We start from the raw sequence: 15,666 nt of genomic DNA on the forward strand, positions 1-15,666 counted from the left end.
AGTCGGGATGTCGGATCCACTGGATATTTTTGCTTTTGATGAGTTGCAGCGCCTCTTGCCAAAAACCATCGAACTGGCCGTTGTTGCAGAGAGTCAATTGCTGCAAACATTGGATCTGATGTATCGCAGAACCAATGATATTGACTCGCTGGCAGATCAGCTCAGCGAAGATATTGTGGAAGATAGTTTCGATCTTTCGCGCTTAACGGCTACCGATGAAACCGATGCACCGGTTGTGCGTTTGTTGAAGAGTATTTTTGAGGATGCTGTGCAAGTCGGTGCATCCGATATTCATATCGAACCTGACGAGCATGTTTTGCGTATTCGCCAGCGTGTTGATGGGGTATTGCATGAGCATGTCATGAAAGAGACACGTATTGCCGCCGTATTGGTATTACGTTTGAAGTTGATGGCCGAGCTTAATATCTCTGAAAAACGTCTCCCTCAGGATGGACGATTTAATATTACGGTTAAAAATCATAACGTTGATGTGCGTATTTCGACGTTACCGATTCAGCATGGCGAATCAGTCGTTATGCGTCTGCTGGATCAAAGCGCGGGTCTGATTGATCTGAATAACGCCGGATTGCCGCCACGTATGCTCGCTAAGGTGCGACGCATAATACACGAACCCCATGGTCTGCTGTTGGTTACGGGGCCTACGGGGAGTGGTAAAACCACCACCTTATACGGCGCATTAAATGAGTTAAATGATGCCTCTAAAAAGATTATCACTGTTGAGGATCCTGTGGAGTATCGCTTGTCTCGGGTGAACCAGGTTCAGGTGCATCCTCAGATTGGGCTGACGTTCTCAAAAGTACTGCGTTCCTGTTTGCGTCAGGACCCGGATATCCTGTTAGTCGGTGAGATTCGCGACCTGGAAACCGCAGATATTGCTATGCGAGCGGCGATGACAGGGCATTTCGTATTGTCTACCTTACACACCAATGATGCTATCTCCAGTGCCATGCGCTTGGTTGATATCGGCGTGGAAGGTTATCTGGCAGGGACGGCGTTGCGCGGTATTCTCGCTCAGCGACTGGTGCGCCGAATTTGTGAAAATTGTAAAGAGCCCCATATACCGACGGCACAGGAACAGGTGTGGCTGGATATCAAAGGTGAAGAGGCGCAACTGCAGGTCACAGAGCTGAAACACGGAAAAGGGTGCACATACTGTAATAACACAGGCTACAAGGGCCGCGTTGGTATCTTTGAACTCCTTGAAATGAATGATGAGATGGCTGATGCGCTGCGGCGTAATGATAATTCTGCTTTCAGCCAGGCGGCCAGAAGCAGTGAAGGCTATCAACCCCTTGTTATGAGCGCATTAGCCATGGCAAGCCAAGGTATTACTTCTTTGCAGGAGGTGTTCCGTGTGACTGAGCAGATGGATGAGTCTGCTTATCTGGAAAGTGCTGAGACCCTATCACCGGCTCAACCCGACAGCCACCTGGAGCTGGAGTAATTATGGCTGCGTTTCAGTACACAGGACGTCATGCGGATGGCTCAGCGGCGACAGGGCGTGTTGAAGCGTTAAATAAAGCGGCAGTGGCTTCACAGCTTCTGGATCAGGGCATCACACCGGTTAAGGTCGAGCTGGCAACCCAGGACAAAGAAGACCTGAAGTCCAGAAAGCGCGGCCAGATTCGCCTTTTTGAAAAAGTATCTGTCGATGAAATGATCATGTTTAGCCGTCAGATGGCCAGTCTGACCCGCGCCGGTGTGCCTATTACCAATGGTATGCGTGGTTTGGCAAATACCATTCGAAACCCTTTGCTGCAAAGTTCTCTGAATAAAGTCGCGGATGATCTTGAAAGGGGGAACTCGCTATCAACCACCTTGAGTAAACACCCTAAGCTGTTCAATAACCTGTATGTCAGCATGATTCATGTGGGTGAGAATACCGGCCAGTTGGATCAATCGTTTACCCAGATGGCCTCCTATCTTGATTTAGAACGCAAAACCGCGCGAAGTATCAAACAAGCTACCCGCTACCCTATGTTCGTGATGATTGCGATCTCCATAGCATTAGGTGTGATCAATGTGTTTGTTATTCCGGCATTTAAATCGGTTTTTGAAAGCTTTGGCGGAAATATGCCTTGGCAAACCAAGGTGTTAATCGCTATTTCAGATTTTACGGTGAACTGGTGGTACCTGATTATAGGTGTATTGATAGCACTGATTGTTCTCTTTGTAAGATGGCGAAAAACAGATGAGGGCCATCGTAAATGGGATCGGGTTAAATTACGTTTTCCGCTGGTAGGCGGGATCTTCTATCGTGCTATTTTAGGCCGTTTTGCACGTACATTCAGTGTGGTGCTTAAAGCTGGAATACCTATTGAACAAGGGTTATTGATCGTCTCACGTGCCATGGGGAATGTGTATATCGGTGAAAAAGTAGCGGAGATGCGTAAAGGTATTGAGCGTGGAGAAGGGTTTAGCGCAACCGCGCACCGAACGGGTATGTTTAGTCCCTTGGTGATGCAGATGTTGGCAGTAGGGGAGGAAACAGGACGGGTAGATGAAATGCTGGAAGATGTTGCCAACTTTTATGAAGAGGAGGTTGAGTATGATCTGCAAAATCTTTCCAGTGTCATTGAGCCTATATTGATTGTGGCTATCGGTATTATGGTATTGGTGCTGGCATTGGGCGTATTCCTTCCCTTGTGGGAATTAAGTACCACTATTAATGGTTAACGTCAGGAAAGACAAAGGTTTTACCCTGCTTGAACTGGTTGTGAGTTTGCTACTGATTTTGATTTTATACGGCGTGCTCTCGACTCGTTTGGGAAGTGTTGCCGAATCAGCAGAACGTGCTGCCATGTATGGCGTGCTAGGGCAAATTCAGCAGCAGATAAATTTACGCCTGGCCTCGTTTTATATTGAAGGATCTCCGCATAAAGCAAAAAATCTTCTGACACAAAACCCTTTTAGCTGGATCTCTCCTACAGCGAAACACTATGGCGGTGAAATACAAGCCGCTGCTGATCAGACGCGGTTAGCAGGGCGTTGGTACTTTGATTCGGTTAGCCGGGAGCTGGTCTATCGGGTGCAACGCAATAATAATTTAAAAATTCAGGGTGATGACCAGCGAAATCTCAGATTTGTGCTTAAATTAAATGGTAATGCAGCCGATAACCAACAAAACAAGGCTGTTTATAGCATTAAGATTCAAGCGGTTAAACCGTTTGTTTGGGATATAGCAGCTTAAGAAGCCGTTTAGGCTAAAGCAAATTCTGGTAGTACGGCGATCATCGTCAAGTAGAGAACGGAGTGGTTACATGAAACGACAGGCTGGTTTTACAATTATCGAGTTAGTAGTAGTCATCGCACTACTGGGGATTTTAGCGGCGGTGGCATTGCCGCGCTTTATTGATGTAACCACTGATGCGCATCGTGCCTCTGTCCAAGGCTCTGCCGGTGCCTTAGGTGCTGCCGTTGCTTTGGTTAAGGCCCAAGCCATTGTTAAAAATGTTGGAGCAGGTGATACCGTCGCTATTGATGGTATTAATATTATCGTCAATGGCACTCGTTTCCCTGTCAGCACCAATGGTGCTGCTATCACCGGCGGAACAACGGCTGTACCGGCGCTATCGGCAGCGACTTGTGTTGCGACTTGGGATGCCGTGCTGCAAGCGAGTGCACCTTCCGTTGCGGCGGCGGCGGGGTCTGATTATCTGGCAACGGTTTCGGGAACAGTTTGTACTTATGCCTATCAAAATAGCCTGCCAACAGTGCGTACCATTGCGTATGATACAAACAATGGTGACGTAAGCACGACTAATCCTTAATAATCATGCTGGCGTAGCTCTGATGCAGTCCTGATACAGCCCTGGTATGGTTCTGATATGAAATACAGCTTACGCCAGCAAACAGGCTTTACGCTAATCGAGATGGTCACTGTGCTGGTCCTGTTAGGGATTTTAAGTGCAGTGGCCTTCGCGCGTTTAGGGGGCGTCTCCTCTTACAGTGAATCACTTTTTCAGCAACAGCTACTGTCTTATTTACGTTTGGCGCAACGCACCGCAGTCGCCCATCAGGGTAGCGGTGCTGAGTTGAATATCACCCGCAGCACCGCGACGCAGTGGGATATCTCATTGCTGTTTTCTGCTGAAACGTTAGCCTATCAATTGGAAGGTGGACACTCTTTCACCTTTGCTTCGGGGGCTAGCTCAGGAACTATCGCCACAGGTAATACACTATCGCTGCTCTACAGTGATACCGGAGATCTGGCTCAGCTGATCACTCCGGTTACTGCCCCTGTGGCTGCATCTATAAACGCCAGCCTTTCGCTGCTGGTGGCAGGCAGCCATCCTATATGTGTTTCACCCACAGGATTCGCCTATGAAGGCCCCTGTCTCTGAATCCGGCTTCTCACTGGTTGAGACTATCCTGACCATTGTTATCATCAGCATCTCGCTGGTGGTGTTGGTCTCGGCTTGGGGGCAATCAGCACGACACAGCGCAGACCCTTTCTGGCATGCGAAAGCGGCTCATCTGGGCCAGGCCTATATAGAAGAGATTCTCACCAAGCGATTTGATGAAAATACGCCAGTCGGTGGTCAGCCCGCGTGTACGAGTGCCAGCTGTTCTGCAACCTTAGGGGTGGATAAGCTGTCAGACGGTGTGACGGATGAAACAAGAGACCTGTTTGATGATGTGGATGATTACCACGGCTTAAATGAAACGCCGTCAGAAAACGCTTTAGGCGTTATCCGTCCGGAATATGATCGCTATCAGGTCGCTGTGAATGTCTCGTATGCCGGTGTTGAGTTAGGAAGGCCGGCAAAAACAGTCAAACGCATTAATGTCACGGTGACACCGCCCGGCGAATCAGCGCAGTTGTTTGTGGTGTATCGGGGAAATTATTGATGCGTCGCAGTCACGGATACAAGCAAACAGGCTTTACGCTGCTGGAGCTGATTGTTGTTATCGTATTGCTGGGTATTATTTCCGTGGGCACCAGCGGTTTTATCGTTAACTCGGTGCAAGGCTATAGCGATTTGGTGAGGCGCGATGGTATTGCTGCAACCAGCCGTGTGGCGATGGATCGTATGGTTAGGGCGCTGCGTAATGCATTGCCGAATAGCTCACGCACCCAGCAGGATGCGAGTGGCGCATGCCTGGAATATATCCCCATTCTGGATGCAACATCTTATATTTCAATTCCACTCACCAGCGCCGCCAGCTCCTTTTCTATTATCCCTTTTTCCGAGGCGCCCGAGCTGGGTAAAACAGCAATCTATCCGATCAGCACGCCGGCTGTTTATCAGACCGGTTCGCCCGCGGTGATCTCTCCCGACATTAGTTCGTCTCCAGCCAGCCTGTTAGGACCGGGTGCTACCCCGTTGACATTGGCCAGTGCGCATCAGTATCCGGCTGAATCGCCCTCTAAGCGGATGTTTATTGTTGATGGTCCGGTTAGTTTTTGTCTGGTCGGGGATCGCTTGTATCAATACCGTAACTATGCACGCTCCGCCACGCAGCCAATGCCTGCAAGTCTGCCAAGTAGCGAGCCCAACAGAGCGTTGCTGGCCTATCCGGTGACATCGGCTCAGCCATTTACCGTAGTGAACGCTACATTGCAGCGTAATGCCCTTGTGATGCTGGAGTTCAGTGTTGAGCAAAACTCAGAAAAACTACTGATTCAGCAGGAGGTGCAGATCCGTAATGCGCCCTAACCTGAATCAAGCCTATAAAAAACAGAACGGCCTTGGGCTGATCTCTGCTATTTTTGTCATAGTAGTGTTGGCGATGCTGGTGGCGGGTATGAGCAGCATTATGACAGCCAGCCAAACGTATCGATCACAGGAGATATTGGCGGTCAGGGCATTGTCAGCGGCACAAACAGGTTCAGAGTTGCACCTGTCTGAGTTATTGCATCCGGAAAATGCGCAGGTCTGCAACACAGATGTGGCGCCGGTAGCCCTGGCAACACCCGGACTGCTTGATTGTAGTTATCAGGCAAGCTGTGCTTCAGTAACCGTGGGGCCTGAAACGTATTATACGATTAAGAGTGTCGGCCGGTGTGGTTCGGGAGTTGATTCGGCCACCCGCGAAGTCAAAGTACGGGTGGCGCCTTAAAAAGTAGTGCGAAAATAACTCAGATGCCGTATTCAGCACGATATGCCTGGATCGCAGGTACGACTTCGTCATAACCACCGACCTCCAGCAGATAATCAACCACATCTTGCAGTGAAACAATGCTGATCACCTGCATGGCATAATCACGCTCCACTTCCTGAATAGCCGATAGCTCACCCTTGCCACGCTCCATACGATTGAGTGCGATCATCACGGCTGCTGGTGTCGCGTCTGCAGCATTAATGATTTCCATCACTTCGCGAATGGCGGTGCCGGCGGTAATGACGTCATCAATGATCATTACACGACCTTCTAATGGCGCGCCGACTAAGCTGCCGCCTTCGCCATGGCTTTTCGCTTCTTTACGGTTAAACACATAAGGCACGTCACGATTGTAATCGTTTGAGAGTGCAATCGCGGCAGCGGCCGCCAGCGGGATACCTTTGTAAGCAGGGCCAAACAGAACATCAAATTCAACATTGGCTTCATCAATAGCCGCGGCATAGTAACGGCCTAACTTTGCCAGCGCCGTACCGCTATTAAAAAGACCTGCATTGAAAAAATAGGGGCTAATCCGGCCAGATTTTAATGTGAACTCACCAAAGCGCAATACATTCTGTTGGATGGCAAACTGGATAAATTCTCTCTGGTAATCGCGCATGGCAGGGTCTCATATCGTATAAAAAGCGTATTCTACCATTAGCTTGCCATATGAACGAGATTTTCGGGGGTTAGTAAATTTCCTTTTTGCTGACTACACTATACAATTCCCCTTTAACTTTTTTGTGCGCTTTACAGGAATAACCAATATGCGTGTTATCACCTTCAATACACAAGGTATTGAACAGGCGGCTGATAGAGGCTTCTTTGACTGGATGGTCAAGCAGAATGCAGACGTCATCTGCCTGCAGGATCTTCGGCTAAGAGAATATCAGCTGGATGGTGACCGTTATCACCCTGAAGGCTATTATCCTTACTTCTTTGATGCGTTCGAAGATGGCTTTAGCGGTGTGGCTATTTATACGCGCCAGGTGCCAAAAGCGATAATGACCGGTTTGGGGTTTGAGCTGTGTGATACTCAGGGGCGTTTTATTCAGGCGGACTTTGATAAAGTCAGTGTTTCATCGCTGCATATCCCGTCCGGACTTAAAAGCTTTTCTGCACAGCAGACAAAAGAAGAGTTTATGTCTCACTTTTTGGGGCACCTGAAGAAAACGTTACGTAAACGTCGTGACTTTATTTTTTGCGGCACTCTGAATACGGCTCATCGTCCAATGGACTTGAGTAATTGGTATGCGAACCAAACTGTTTCCGGTTTTCTGCCAAGTGAGCGTGCATGGATGGAAGAGATGCTGGGTGACCTGGGCTTTGTGGATGCTTTCCGTGAGATCAACAAGGCAGAGCGTCAGTTTACCTGGTGGCCGGATTACAACCGCGCCCGCACCTTAAATGAAGGCGCCCGACTGGATTATCAGATAACTACCGCAAACCTGCGAAAGATGGTTAAAAACGTATCTATTTTTAAAGACCAGATGTTTTCTGAGCATGCGCCGTTAACCATCGATTATGATGGTGATTTTTAAAACTCCTTAGGCAACCACAGAACAGAAAAACAAAAAGGGTGCCGCAGCACCCTTTTTTAATGTCTAAAAAAGCTTATTTATTGAACGCTGCTTTTTGCATCTCAATTATTTCTTTAATGCCCTTATTTGCCAGTGCCAGCATTTTGTTCAGCTCGTCTTGAGTATATGGCGCACCTTCGGCAGTACCCTGCACTTCAATAAAACCACCCTGGTCAGTCATGATGACATTCATATCAGTTTCTGCTGCCGAATCTTCATCGTAATCCAGATCCAATACCGCTTCACCTTTATAGATGCCCACAGAAATAGCCGCCAGCATATACTTGATCGGATTGCCTTTTAGCGCGCCATGTTTATCTTTTTTCAGGAAGTTAATGGCATCCATTAACGCAACGCAAGCACCGGTAATCGATGCCGTACGCGTGCCACCATCGGCCTGAATAACATCGCAATCGATTGTAATGGTATTTTCGCCGAGTTTTTTAAGATCCAGAGCGGCGCGCAGTGAACGACCGATAAGACGTTGGATCTCGATAGTACGGCCTGTTTGCTTACCGCGTGCCGCTTCCCGGCCATTACGCGTATTGGTAGAACGAGGCAGCATGCCATATTCGGCGGTCACCCAGCCAGAACCTGAACCGCGCAGAAAGCGCGGCACGCCACGCTCAACCGTAGCGGTACAGATCACTTTTGTCTCACCAAACTCAACCAGCACCGAACCTTCTGCATGCTTAGTGAAATTTCGTGTAATACGGATTTCACGTAACTGGTCGGGTTGGCGACCACTCGGACGCATGCTGGCTAGACCCAGGTTTTGAAGTTGATCTGACATGGTAGGACTCATCTGTAAAATACACCTTAACAATAATGAATGATTTGCTGCATAGAGCATCGGTCTTCAGACTGGTAAACTAGCCGAATAGGATAATTCTAATCGAGATACGACAACATGACACGTAGTATGACCGCTTTTGCTCGTCAAGAGAGCCAGCAGGCGTGGGGAACCCTCACGTGGGAAGTCCGTTCTGTTAACCATCGCTTCCTCGAGCCTCAATTGAGACTCCCGGAACAGCTCCGGGAGCTGGAAGGGTCATTGCGTGAAACACTGCGCAAACGCTTCAGCCGTGGCAAGGTTGAATGCATGCTGCGTTTTATACCCGAAGAGCAAGCACAAACACTGCAAGTGAACGAAGCATTTGCCCGGCAGTTGCTTGCTGCAGCAGAGCAAATGGAGCAGTTAATGCCCGTATCTCAGTCGTTGAATCCGCTCGACTTGTTGCGTTGGCCGGGTGTTTTGCAAGACGTAAAGATTGATATGGAAGACGTAAAGCGTGAGGCCCTGCAACTATTCAATAAGGCGCTAGCAGACCTGCAATCGGGCCGTGAGCGCGAAGGCAAAGAGCTGGCAGGCTTAATAGAACAGCGTTTAGATGCTATTAGTCTTGTGATCAGTGATGTGCGCGCTAAGCTTCCGCAGATCCTGCAGAATCAACGTAACATGCTCAGATCACGTGTTACGGATCTGGGTGTAGATTTAGATCCGCAACGGCTTGAACAAGAAGTGGTGCTGCTGGCACAAAAAGCCGATGTTGATGAAGAGATGGACCGCCTCGACACACACGTACAGGAAGTGCGCCGTATCCTTAAACAGAAAGAGCCCATAGGCCGCCGTTTAGACTTCCTGATGCAGGAACTCAACCGTGAAGCGAACACGCTTTCTTCGAAATCGATAGTTACCGATACCACGCAAAGCGCAGTGGAGCTTAAGGTGTTAATTGAACAGATGCGGGAGCAGATCCAGAATATCGAATAGTTTTTTACCCGTCCAATAATGTCTTAAAAGCCCTGCATTACCTTGTGAAGAGCATTGTAAATACAGGGTTTCTTTGTAAAGTAGCGTGATGGTGGTGCGACTTAGGCCGGTTTCTCGCATCACGTCGCTAATGCGCATTTTTCGTTCGCCCATTAAACGAGCTAGGTGGCAGCGGATCATGCTTTCTCCATGGTGTTTTTTAACCATAAACTTTGAGTTTTATCACTGTTGCTTACCCCTACCACGATTATGGTTTTTCTCAACTTATTTGAGTTGAAACCAAATAATTAGGTTCGTTAGCTATTGGTGCATTGCTGGTTATTGGTGTACTGGCAGTACACTGTAATTACTCTAGCGATATTGTCTGCGTTGGGCTGCAATCAAAACCAAACCCCTGTGCTTACTGGCGGTGCACTGAAAGGTGACAAGGCTGTACTTGGTTAGTCGTCCAAAATGCTGTCTTTGACACAGTAAATGCGTGGGCGAGTGTTGTCGGGCAGGCTGACTTTGCGCTGCGGCCGGTTGCCATCGGGTACGACGTAGCCAGCGGCCATAAGGGCTTTAGCAGCGCGATCTGGGCTTAGGCCTTCGGTAGATTCGCGCCAGCCGGTTGGATAAAATAGGTATAGGATTTGTGGGCCTGTGGTACCAATCCAACCTGCGAGTTGGCGTACTGGGCTACTGTAGCCAGTTTGTTTGGGAGTAAAGCGGCTTTCGTCATGTTGCTAAATAAAGCTGCGCACTTGGCGGTTGGCTTGCTGATCTTCATTGGCGGCGACACCACCACGGGCGAGTATCCATTGGTTAAGCTGAGTTAAACAGGCCGCTTCTTCACTTTGGGCAGGCCAATCTAATACCTTAGATTGAATGGCTAACAGCCTGGCGCTGGCCAGTAAGGCAAGCTTTTTTGCTACTCGGCGCATTTGGCCGTCGGCCTCAGACGATAAGCTGGCTAAAAAACGTTGGCGTATGGTTTGGAAAACGGGGCGAACCTTTTCGCTATGCTCAGTTCCAAGGCTAAGGTGCCGTAATGTTCACGGCTTTGCTGTTTTAAATGATCGGCTAAATCCGCCGCATTCATGCCGTGGCTGTGATTAAATACGCCCATTTGCGCTCCGGCATCGACCGGCCAACAAAATTGACGCAGAACATGCGAGTTAATTGGAACTCGCTGAGTTTCTAATACAACAGGGTTCTAATACTCAGCAAGACCTTGAACAGCTCTGGACAAGAATGCTGTTTAACATCATGGTCTCGAATTGCGACGATCACCTGAGAAATCATGGATTCATTCTGGAGCCCACTGGCTGGCGACTATCTCCAGCATACGACATCAACCCAATGTTATACGCCACAGGATTACACCTTAATGTTGATGATATGAGCAACGCGCTCTCGATAGACTTGGCATTTAAAGTTGCGGAGTATTTTCACGTTAATGACAATACAGCAAATGCCATCCACCGCAGATTGTTAAACGCTGTCTCAAAGTGGGAAGGCCTTGCCCAACAAGCGGGCATCCGCAAAAAGGATAGAGATCTACTGAGGGACAGTTTTATTCTCAATTAGAGTGCCACAACACTTTTATGCGCATAAAAATATAAAAAAACCGCACTTTTCTGCGCGTAAAAGTGCAAATCCGCGACTTGAGTACCTGCCTGCGCGTTTTGAGTCCACAGGGAAATCCAGCAATCAGAGGTCTTCACAAAGTTACTTTATTGGTAACAATCTGTAGACCTGAAGGTGAATATCTTGATCAACTTCAGTTTCTCAGCCAATCGAGAGCCAATCCATTTTTACAGCTATTTTTTCTAAGACCATTTGGCCTGTCTATAATCTTATCATTTATAGCAAATCACTCAGCCGGTTTAACAACGCTTTACGGCTGTTATTGGTAGTCATAAATAGTTTAAAACGCCGCTTAAACGCCGCTGTATCACCTTTAAACTGATAGGCTTCGAACAGCTGATGCAAATAACGTGATGCTTGATCGTAGCCACTGGCGCAGGTTCGGTTCGCCTGCTCTTGTGCGTGCTGCCAGCATTTCTCACGTTGGCTATATATGCCAGTCAACGCCTTTTCTTTTTCCACTTTTTCGATAGCCAATTTCTTTGCTAGTGCTTCGGCTTGTTCTTGCTCTAATTGGCGTTGCGCTTGTTCAATATAGGGGGCAATCGCGTCGGGAGATAACCAATACTGATAGGCTTCATCTTTATTAGCAGATTCTTTTTGCGTCATCGCTAAGGCTTGGTGACGAGTCAACTGACCTTGTTCAAAGATAGTGCTTAAAAGCGCATTTTTATCTGCTTCAGTGAGATTATTTAACCACGCATCAAACTGAAACTGGGGGTGTTTGGCTTGGTGACTTGGCTTAGCGTTGAGCACCATAGAAAGCGCTTTAACCAAAGCTAAGGGAATATTATAAAGCGCAGCAAAGGCCAGTAACCCCTCATTGAGATGCTCAAAATCGAATTGAATTAACGGTATCGCGTCAAGCTCATTATTGAAGTCAAACTCTTCGAGCCACATAAAGTAGAAAAGACGCCAATCACCTTGCATTAACTCACTGCGTAAGCCTGCTAAATGTTGGAAAAAATCGTCTGCATTTTCATCATCAAAATACTCGTAATACTCCTCAATGGAGAAAATAAGCAGCTCCCATTCATGGGTTTGGTGAACATAAAAGCCATGTGTTTCACACCAAAGTACCGCATCAGGAATCGTCCCCAGAGGTAGCTTGATGTAGGCATCGATTGAGCCCCAATCAGCGTAATAAAAACCGATGTCGAAGTGCTTTAGCATCACCTCTTGCGGCTCTGCTTTTAAATCACTGTAGTTATAATATATCTGAAAAGACGTAGCAGTGATGTCGGCTCGACTTGAAATGGCTCTGAGTGCTTGGCGCGCTTTACTGTCTAAATATCCATCCTGACGCTCGAATCGATAGTATTGATATTCGCTCACAATGACCTTTGTTATGAGTTAATGGTAAATTGAAAGGTTTGCTTTAATAAAGGCTGAACTTGAACCATTCTGGTGACAGGCTCACGGTTTAAATATCGTCTTGGATCAATCGTCACAAATCCCCAAAACTGTAAAAATCGTTCAATAAACCTTGACTCGATTAACACACTTAAATTTCTTTCCGGCGAGAAATCATCATTCGTAGGGAATGCCAGTAGCAAATCGGGGAAAGCCGCCATCACTTCTTTAACAAGCTGATCCACACTGTTATGACTTTGTATGCGCCACAGCATAAACAACCAAAAGGTACGCAAATCGACATCGTACTCAAAGCCGTCTAAATACCCCCAGTTGTATTTGTTGATTGCGGCTTCTAGCATAGGTTTAAAAAATGCTTGTATACCTGAGGCTTGGTACTGTTTTTGCGCTGATTTTTTCACATGATAGCGACCACTGCGTCGGTAAATAATGCCGCTGATGTCGGCCAGTACCCGGGTGTAGTGCAAAGCATTGAATTTATCTTCGTTACTGCCCGTAAACTCGCTGATACTAATGTTACAATCAAATTGAGCGACTGAAAACTCAGGCAATAATTCCCTGGCCTGCTTGACTAACTTAGCCGGTAAGTTGCCTTTGCTCGTGGCTTTTAATGAGCCTTCGTGTTCCATTGCTTCATCAAGAATGAGGGCTAAATAGCGCATCACAGGGCTGGCAGAAAGATCATCTGGGGTACTGATTGTTACCCACTGTAATTCATCAAAAGGCGCATAAAGCCAATTGGCCATTTGCGTCGGAGTCACACCACAAAAATCCGGATGAGGTTGATTATTGCGATCCTGCATTTTGTGCTGTAAAGCTGCATTGAGTTCATCGATGTTCAAATCTGGGTTCATAGCCAGCATGGCTTCAACATCATCAAATACTTGGGCATGTTGCTTGGATACGCTGTCCATACAACAACGCTTATATTTTTTACCACTTCCACAGTGGCAAGGATCGTTACGACCGAGCTTCATTATGGACTTCTCTTATTGTTTTAGAAAAAGCGCTGCATTTTCCTGTTTACGCTGATTCAGTGTCTTAGTGATAGCAGACACTGTCGTTTTACTGATCCCTTGCTGCTGTGCGAGATGAGTAAATTGGCTGAGTGCTTCTGATACTTCTTCAACGATTTTCCTCGCTTCGTTCCAATTAGCAAAACCAGCACTTGCGGCAAGCTTCTGTATAACCTTAATCGGCGGAGCTTTACCATATCCACCAAAGGCTGTGGCGTGTTCGTTAAATGGATGCGGACTATAGGTGAGATCGTAAAACGGTGCCGGATGCCATTGACCGTCGTCCGATTGCAAAAAAGCCCAGTTTTTACTGTGATCGTCTTGATTAGACGCCAGCAGGTTAAATATGGCACGACGAAATTGCAGCTGTCCTACGGCGGGTGATTTACACAGCTGACGGCTGGCTTTGATCAAATCAATATAATCCAAACTCGGGGAACGATAATCCGCATCCAGCAGGCCGCATGCACTGTGCATATGAAGACGGCCTGCATTGCGACTGCCTAAAGCTGTGTGGCCAGCGGTATAGTCAAAACGCTTGAGCGCCAGCCATGCGCGCGCACCACTATTGTGGGGCGCTTCAATAAGTTGCCATACCGGCGGTTGACACCTTGCCAGCTCAGCCATTTGCAAATAGACGGCTTCACACAAACCTTCTTCATGCCCGAGCGCAAGATTTTTCGAGGTAAACTTAATCAGCCACGCTTCATCACCGGGTTGTGCAAAGGTTCGACAATATTGGGGGACACCCGATGGCATATAAATCTGCGCTTTCGGCCTGGCCCCACCTGAGCTGCCTCCAGCCACTAATGCTGCTAACACTTGCTGAGTGTACCCATCCAAATCATCCTGATTGCTATCAATATAGTCAGACATTGATGCATCAAAGAGTGCTTGCGCTTCTAAGCCCAAAGTCGCTAAATCAATCTCGGCGCAACTCTCGGTTGAGAACTCGGATACCGGCGAAAATGATAGTGCCCCCATGCCTTTATCGCCCACAAAAGCCAGTCTATCCATCGCCGTTAATTGAGCTGGCAGAATGCCCTTTTGACGGAAAATCCGATCTTGTAACAGCATTCCCCAGCCATCAGGCAAGCAATCACCGAACACGCCATGAACACCTTGATGAGGCTGTTTGGGTGCGGACTGCACTTGTGTATTTGCTCGCAAAGTAAAAGGCGACAAATTGCCAAATTGCTGCACATAGCTGTCAGCATATTGAAAAAAGACGCCCTGCCGGTTTTGAGCCAAAACCCCAACTGCTACCCGTTCACCGGAGCTTAAAGTACGAGCTACGTTGAGTTTCTGAATGGGTTTAAAACTCATCTTTTAGCACCTCATCAATGCTAGTAGGTATAGCAGCGCGCTCCTTGTTAGGTTGTGTGAGCTGAAATAGCCTATCTAGCGAGTCGAGTGTCTGCCAAAGCAACAGTAATTGGCGAAATGAAATTTGCCCAGTCAGCTCAAACTTCTTAATGGTGGCCGCAGGTACGCAACTGCGCTCTGCCAGTGCAGTCCGTGACAGCTTTGCTTGTTGGCGTAACTCACGCAAGTACGCGGCATACGCTTGGCTCACATCGGTATCATCAAGTAATGTAAAATTCATCAGTACCAACTATGAATGGATACAATAGTATCTATTGTAGAGGTATTATCGATTAAATGGCTATTATTGTATCCAGTATTTTATAGTAGCTTATAAAAATGGCTCGATAAGTCCTTTCAAAACGGCACTGTTTTTCCCTTGCTCACCACCAAGATTCAGTAAAAGCCAAAGGCAAGTGGAGGGCAGTTTGGTGGGCAGGCAGGCATTTTTGAACGGTTTATTTCGGTAGTCATTGAGTTTATTAAGGGAAAGGCTGCTACTCAATGGACAGATCCAGAATATTGAATAGAGCGAGTCGAAATTCACAGGTTGTTGATTGATACCTGTAATGATAGATATGCTCTCTGAAAGAGTTTATCTATCATATATTCTCCCCCTCATTTTAGTTGTTGCGCACCCGGCTCCAAAGAAATCCCCTCTAGCGTTGAATTTTTTCGACCTGTCGCCATCTATAGAATGTCTATTTAACACCGCTTAGCATTGCGTCGACAAATATCAGGTTGGGCGCGGAGCAATGTATTGAATCTGGTTGAAACACATAACGTCACTGGGAGATACCGA

19 protein-coding genes and 1 pseudogene are annotated in these 15,666 nt (G+C 47.5%); 11 read left to right on the forward strand and 9 right to left on the reverse strand.

Translation table 11 applies throughout. The features are described from left to right. The 8 genes from ABY436_RS14815 to ABY436_RS14850 form a co-directional block, all read left to right on the forward strand. Window positions 1–1,465, forward strand: a 1,465-nt coding sequence (locus ABY436_RS14815; protein WP_372739723.1) for a GspE/PulE family protein, incomplete at its 5' end; no start/stop codon positions are given. A 2-nt stretch (window positions 1,466–1,467) separates the two neighbouring features. Then, complete coding sequence (locus ABY436_RS14820; protein ID WP_372739724.1) at window positions 1,468–2,697, forward strand: type II secretion system F family protein; 1,230 nt, start codon at window positions 1,468–1,470, stop codon at window positions 2,695–2,697. After that, window positions 2,690–3,211, forward strand: coding sequence for a prepilin-type N-terminal cleavage/methylation domain-containing protein (locus ABY436_RS14825; protein ID WP_372739725.1), 522 nt, complete (start codon window positions 2,690–2,692; stop codon window positions 3,209–3,211). The genes ABY436_RS14820 and ABY436_RS14825 overlap by 8 nt, the downstream gene beginning before the upstream one ends. A 70-nt stretch (window positions 3,212–3,281) precedes the next feature. Continuing rightward, entirely contained in the window at window positions 3,282–3,791 is a 510-nt protein-coding gene (locus ABY436_RS14830) for a type II secretion system protein (RefSeq protein WP_372739726.1), read from the forward strand. Between the two features lie 57 nt (window positions 3,792–3,848). Beyond that, complete coding sequence (locus tag ABY436_RS14835; protein WP_372739727.1) at window positions 3,849–4,364, forward strand: Tfp pilus assembly protein FimT/FimU; 516 nt, start codon at window positions 3,849–3,851, stop codon at window positions 4,362–4,364. Further along, window positions 4,345–4,872, forward strand: coding sequence for a hypothetical protein (locus tag ABY436_RS14840; protein ID WP_090730020.1), 528 nt, complete (start codon window positions 4,345–4,347; stop codon window positions 4,870–4,872). Before ABY436_RS14835 ends, ABY436_RS14840 begins: the two co-directional genes overlap by 20 nt. After that, complete coding sequence (locus tag ABY436_RS14845) at window positions 4,872–5,681, forward strand: type II secretion system protein J (protein WP_372739728.1); 810 nt, start codon at window positions 4,872–4,874, stop codon at window positions 5,679–5,681. The genes ABY436_RS14840 and ABY436_RS14845 overlap by 1 nt, the downstream gene beginning before the upstream one ends. Next, on the forward strand, window positions 5,671–6,084 hold the full coding sequence (locus tag ABY436_RS14850) for a hypothetical protein (RefSeq protein WP_372739729.1): 414 nt from the start codon (window positions 5,671–5,673) through the stop codon (window positions 6,082–6,084). Before ABY436_RS14845 ends, ABY436_RS14850 begins: the two co-directional genes overlap by 11 nt. A gap of 19 nt (window positions 6,085–6,103) precedes the next feature. Here ABY436_RS14850 and pyrE read toward each other — a convergent pair whose 3' ends face one another. Beyond that, window positions 6,104–6,745 (reverse strand): orotate phosphoribosyltransferase, encoded by a 642-nt coding sequence (gene pyrE / locus ABY436_RS14855; RefSeq protein ID WP_372739730.1) that lies wholly within the window; start codon window positions 6,743–6,745, stop codon window positions 6,104–6,106. A 148-nt stretch (window positions 6,746–6,893) separates the two neighbouring features. Here pyrE and ABY436_RS14860 point away from each other — a divergent pair, with 148 nt between their 5' ends. Beyond that, entirely contained in the window at window positions 6,894–7,667 is a 774-nt protein-coding gene (locus tag ABY436_RS14860; protein WP_372739731.1) for an exodeoxyribonuclease III, read from the forward strand. A gap of 73 nt (window positions 7,668–7,740) precedes the next feature. Here ABY436_RS14860 and rph read toward each other — a convergent pair whose 3' ends face one another. Then, a complete protein-coding gene (gene rph / locus ABY436_RS14865) occupies window positions 7,741–8,511 on the reverse strand; it encodes a ribonuclease PH (RefSeq protein ID WP_372739732.1) in 771 nt (256 codons plus the stop codon). A gap of 105 nt (window positions 8,512–8,616) precedes the next feature. Between rph and ABY436_RS14870 the strand changes: the two genes are divergently transcribed. Then, window positions 8,617–9,480: a YicC/YloC family endoribonuclease gene (locus ABY436_RS14870; RefSeq protein ID WP_372739733.1), complete on the forward strand. Its 864-nt coding sequence runs from the start codon at window positions 8,617–8,619 to the stop codon at window positions 9,478–9,480. A 66-nt stretch (window positions 9,481–9,546) separates the two neighbouring features. On the opposite strand, the pseudogene ABY436_RS14875 reads toward ABY436_RS14870, so the two are convergent. The 3 genes and pseudogenes from ABY436_RS14875 to ABY436_RS14885 form a co-directional block, all read right to left on the reverse strand. Continuing rightward, a pseudogene (locus tag ABY436_RS14875) lies at window positions 9,547–9,660 on the reverse strand (helix-turn-helix domain-containing protein); the annotation flags it as partial. A gap of 545 nt (window positions 9,661–10,205) precedes the next feature. Then, window positions 10,206–10,403, reverse strand: coding sequence for a hypothetical protein (locus ABY436_RS14880; protein ID WP_372739734.1), 198 nt, complete (start codon window positions 10,401–10,403; stop codon window positions 10,206–10,208). Window positions 10,404–10,432: 29 nt separating this feature from the next. Next, window positions 10,433–10,588, reverse strand: coding sequence for a hypothetical protein (locus ABY436_RS14885; protein WP_372739735.1), 156 nt, complete (start codon window positions 10,586–10,588; stop codon window positions 10,433–10,435). Window positions 10,589–10,641: 53 nt separating this feature from the next. On the opposite strand from ABY436_RS14885, the gene ABY436_RS14890 reads away from it, so the two are divergent. After that, window positions 10,642–11,049, forward strand: coding sequence for a HipA domain-containing protein (locus ABY436_RS14890; protein ID WP_372739736.1), 408 nt, complete (start codon window positions 10,642–10,644; stop codon window positions 11,047–11,049). 276 nt (window positions 11,050–11,325) lie between these two features. Here ABY436_RS14890 and ABY436_RS14895 read toward each other — a convergent pair whose 3' ends face one another. Genes ABY436_RS14895 through ABY436_RS14910 form a run of 4 tightly spaced genes read right to left on the reverse strand, consistent with a single transcriptional unit; the run spans window position 11,326 to window position 15,105 of the window. Then, window positions 11,326–12,444 (reverse strand): hypothetical protein, encoded by a 1,119-nt coding sequence (locus ABY436_RS14895; protein ID WP_372739737.1) that lies wholly within the window; start codon window positions 12,442–12,444, stop codon window positions 11,326–11,328. Between the two features lie 11 nt (window positions 12,445–12,455). Beyond that, on the reverse strand, window positions 12,456–13,460 hold the full coding sequence (locus tag ABY436_RS14900; protein ID WP_372739738.1) for a YecA family protein: 1,005 nt from the start codon (window positions 13,458–13,460) through the stop codon (window positions 12,456–12,458). A gap of 12 nt (window positions 13,461–13,472) precedes the next feature. After that, entirely contained in the window at window positions 13,473–14,825 is a 1,353-nt protein-coding gene (locus tag ABY436_RS14905) for a type II toxin-antitoxin system HipA family toxin (protein ID WP_372739739.1), read from the reverse strand. After that, window positions 14,815–15,105 (reverse strand): helix-turn-helix domain-containing protein, encoded by a 291-nt coding sequence (locus ABY436_RS14910; RefSeq protein ID WP_372739740.1) that lies wholly within the window; start codon window positions 15,103–15,105, stop codon window positions 14,815–14,817. The genes ABY436_RS14905 and ABY436_RS14910 overlap by 11 nt, the downstream gene beginning before the upstream one ends. Between the last annotated feature and the right edge of the window lie 561 nt (window positions 15,106–15,666).

The organism is Neptunomonas sp. (genome assembly GCF_041601355.1).
Taxonomy (GTDB): Bacteria; Pseudomonadota; Gammaproteobacteria; order Pseudomonadales; family Balneatricaceae; genus Neptunomonas.

Coding starts and splice junctions, on each gene's coding strand:
- ABY436_RS14905 (WP_372739739.1), bottom strand. CDS start 14,825: ATGAGTTTTAAACCCATTCAGAAACTCAACGTAGCTCGTACTTTAAGC.
- ABY436_RS14830 (WP_372739726.1), top strand. CDS start 3,282: ATGAAACGACAGGCTGGTTTTACAATTATCGAGTTAGTAGTAGTCATC.
- ABY436_RS14825 (WP_372739725.1), top strand. CDS start 2,690: ATGGTTAACGTCAGGAAAGACAAAGGTTTTACCCTGCTTGAACTGGTT.
- ABY436_RS14820 (WP_372739724.1), top strand. CDS start 1,468: ATGGCTGCGTTTCAGTACACAGGACGTCATGCGGATGGCTCAGCGGCG.
- ABY436_RS14885 (WP_372739735.1), bottom strand. CDS start 10,588: ATGGGCGTATTTAATCACAGCCACGGCATGAATGCGGCGGATTTAGCC.
- ABY436_RS14835 (WP_372739727.1), top strand. CDS start 3,849: ATGAAATACAGCTTACGCCAGCAAACAGGCTTTACGCTAATCGAGATG.
- pyrE (WP_372739730.1), bottom strand. CDS start 6,745: ATGCGCGATTACCAGAGAGAATTTATCCAGTTTGCCATCCAACAGAAT.
- rph (WP_372739732.1), bottom strand. CDS start 8,511: ATGAGTCCTACCATGTCAGATCAACTTCAAAACCTGGGTCTAGCCAGC.
- ABY436_RS14880 (WP_372739734.1), bottom strand. CDS start 10,403: ATGCGCCGAGTAGCAAAAAAGCTTGCCTTACTGGCCAGCGCCAGGCTG.
- ABY436_RS14900 (WP_372739738.1), bottom strand. CDS start 13,460: ATGAAGCTCGGTCGTAACGATCCTTGCCACTGTGGAAGTGGTAAAAAA.
- ABY436_RS14840 (WP_090730020.1), top strand. CDS start 4,345: ATGAAGGCCCCTGTCTCTGAATCCGGCTTCTCACTGGTTGAGACTATC.
- ABY436_RS14845 (WP_372739728.1), top strand. CDS start 4,872: ATGCGTCGCAGTCACGGATACAAGCAAACAGGCTTTACGCTGCTGGAG.
- ABY436_RS14860 (WP_372739731.1), top strand. CDS start 6,894: ATGCGTGTTATCACCTTCAATACACAAGGTATTGAACAGGCGGCTGAT.
- ABY436_RS14870 (WP_372739733.1), top strand. CDS start 8,617: ATGACACGTAGTATGACCGCTTTTGCTCGTCAAGAGAGCCAGCAGGCG.
- ABY436_RS14910 (WP_372739740.1), bottom strand. CDS start 15,105: ATGAATTTTACATTACTTGATGATACCGATGTGAGCCAAGCGTATGCC.
- ABY436_RS14850 (WP_372739729.1), top strand. CDS start 5,671: ATGCGCCCTAACCTGAATCAAGCCTATAAAAAACAGAACGGCCTTGGG.